The organism is Streptomyces thermovulgaris (assembly GCF_002155915.1).
In the GTDB taxonomy this organism is placed as follows: Bacteria; Actinomycetota; Actinomycetes; order Streptomycetales; family Streptomycetaceae; genus Streptomyces; species Streptomyces thermovulgaris.
Genome location: NZ_MUME01000214.1, coordinates 1 through 1,070, shown reverse-complemented (window position 1 = coordinate 1,070; position 1,070 = coordinate 1). Strand labels below are relative to the sequence as shown.

The window sequence follows — 1,070 nt, the reverse complement described above, 5'->3', positions numbered from 1 at the left end:
GCTCCGCCGACGCCAGCCGCTCATCGGCCAGCAACCGCTGTGCCACCTCCAGAGCCCCACCGGCCACAGCCAGCGCATCACCACCGGCAGCCGGGCAGGTGGCATCCACCACCACCCACCCCGGAGCGCTTGCCTCCGCAGCATCCAGGCGGGCCAGCAGCGCCTCAAGACCGGCAAAGCTCTCCGCCTCCAGGGCCCGGGCCACCTCACCGGAACCACCCAGCACCCACACCCCACCAGAAGAGGACTGCTGGGCATCACGGACCGGCTGGAAGACCACCCGATACAGATGCTCACCCGCCCCACCCACACGAACCTGCTCAGCCGTAACCTCACGCAGCTGAAGCCCTTCGGCGCGGGCCACGGGCCGTCCGTCCTGATCGGTGACGACTACCCGTACCGTGCGGGATGCCTCATCCAAGTCGACGCGTACGCGCAACTCGGCAGCACCCACGGCGAGCAGTTCGGCGCCAGTCCACTCGAACGGCAGCAGGACGTTGCCGTCCAGGGTGTTTTCGTCCTCCTGGACGCTCACCAGGGTGTGCAGGGCGGCGTCCAGCAGGGCGGGGTGGATGCCGAAACCCTCGGTCGTGAGCCCCTCGGGCAGGCGGACGCGCCCGTAGGCGGTGTTGTCCTTGCGCCACAGCTCCACCAGGCCCTGGAAGGCCGGACCGTAGCCGAGACCACGCGCGGCAAACGCCTCGTAGAAACCGTCCAGCTCCACCTGCTCGGCACCGGCCACCGGCCAGCGATCCAGCTCCGCAAAAGCCTCGCCGGCAATCGGTTCGGCACGGCCGAGCTCACCGGTGGCGTGCCGGCGCCATGGAGCGTCCTCAGCGGCGTCTTCCGGCCTGCTGTAGATCGCGATGGGCCTGCGGTTCTCACCTGTTTCGGCGCCGACCACGACCTGCAGACGAACCGGGGTGTCCTCGGTGAGGACCAACGGCTCGAGCAGCGTCAGCTCGGCAACCCGGTCGGCTCCGATGTGGTGGGCGGCGGTCAGGGCAAGCTCCAGCAGACCCGTGCCCGGCACCAGCACGGTGCCGAAGACCGCATGCTCCGCCAACCAC

General features: G+C 69.7%; 1 protein-coding gene. It reads right to left on the bottom strand.

The annotated features are described in order from the left end of the window. Positions 1-1,070, bottom strand: a 1,070-nt coding sequence (locus tag CCN35_RS17665) for a polyketide synthase dehydratase domain-containing protein (protein WP_211285542.1), incomplete at both ends; no start/stop codon positions are given.